The organism is Alteromonas sp. 14N.309.X.WAT.G.H12, assembly GCF_036697315.1.
GTDB lineage: Bacteria > Pseudomonadota > Gammaproteobacteria > Enterobacterales > Alteromonadaceae > Alteromonas.
This window is the reverse complement of record NZ_JBAHZB010000235.1, coordinates 1-1003: the sequence shown is the minus strand read 5'-3', so window position 1 is coordinate 1003 and position 1003 is coordinate 1. Positions and strand designations below refer to the sequence as shown.

At 44.7% G+C, this 1003-nt stretch carries 2 protein-coding genes; both read right to left on the bottom strand.

Features of this window, described 5'->3' with window-relative positions; all coding sequences use genetic code 11:
- Window positions 1–436: UDP-2,3-diacylglucosamine diphosphatase (gene lpxH, locus V5298_RS20730; protein ID WP_332933298.1), on the bottom strand; the 436-nt coding region annotated here is incomplete at its 3' end.
- 48 nt (window positions 437–484) lie between these two features.
- Window positions 485–979, bottom strand: a complete 495-nt coding sequence (locus V5298_RS20725) for a peptidylprolyl isomerase (protein ID WP_332933299.1) — start codon at window positions 977–979, stop codon at window positions 485–487.
- Window positions 980–1003 lie beyond the last annotated feature (24 nt).

The window sequence follows — 1003 nt, the reverse complement described above, 5'->3', positions numbered from 1 at the left end:
GGGGTAAGGCAAGCATTAAGCGAGGCCACCACCAACCGCGACTTTTTTTGCGAAATTTTTGATAGTTAACATCCCGAGTGCATAATTCATCGCCATGGGTTAACAAGGTCGGTTTGCCGTACAGGTCAACCACGGTTTGTTCCGGCAGTATGGTCATGCCGGCTTTTTTAGCCCAGCCGTCACGAATGGCAAAATCCCGATTCCCATGAATAAAGTACACAGGTGTGGTGCGGCTTACCGCTTTAAAGGCGTTGGCAATGGTGGTGTTAAATGGGGTGACATTATCGTCACCAATCCACACTTCAAATAAGTCGCCAAGCACATAGAGTGCGTCTGCTTGCGGGGCTTCGTGTTCTAAAAACGACAGCAAGCATTGGGTAATATCTGTGCGATCTTCGCTTAGGTGTAAATCGGCAATGAAATAAGTAAATGGCATGGAGTAACAACATAGGTAAGGGGCGATAATTTCGCCCCAAAAAGGAGATTATTCAGTAATAACCGCTTGTTCGATGATAACTGGCTCAACAGGCACATCCTGATGATATCCGTTCGTTCCGGTTTTCACATTCTTTATTTTTTCTACCACATCCATGCCTTCAACCACTTTACCAAAGGCACAGTAACCCCAACCATGCATATTCTCCGCAGTGAAATTAAGAAAATCGTTATCTTTCACGTTGATGAAGAACTGGGCGGTGGCTGAATGAGGATCATTTGTACGGGCCATTGCGATGGTACCTTGTTCATTGGCAACACCGTTGTTGGCTTCGTTGGCTATTGGATCTTTGGTGGGTTTTTGTTCCATATCAGCAGTCATACCACCACCTTGGATCATAAAACCGTCAATGACACGGTGGAAAATCGTGTTGTCGTAAAAACCGTCTTTTACGTAACTAAGAAAGTTCTCCACGGTAACGGGGGCTTTATCGGCAAATAACTCTAGGGTGATATTTCCGAAATTTGTTTTAAATGTGACCATTGGCGTCCTTTGTTTTATATCTTC

Coding starts and splice junctions, on each gene's coding strand:
- V5298_RS20725 (WP_332933299.1), bottom strand. CDS start 979: ATGGTCACATTTAAAACAAATTTCGGAAATATCACCCTAGAGTTATTT.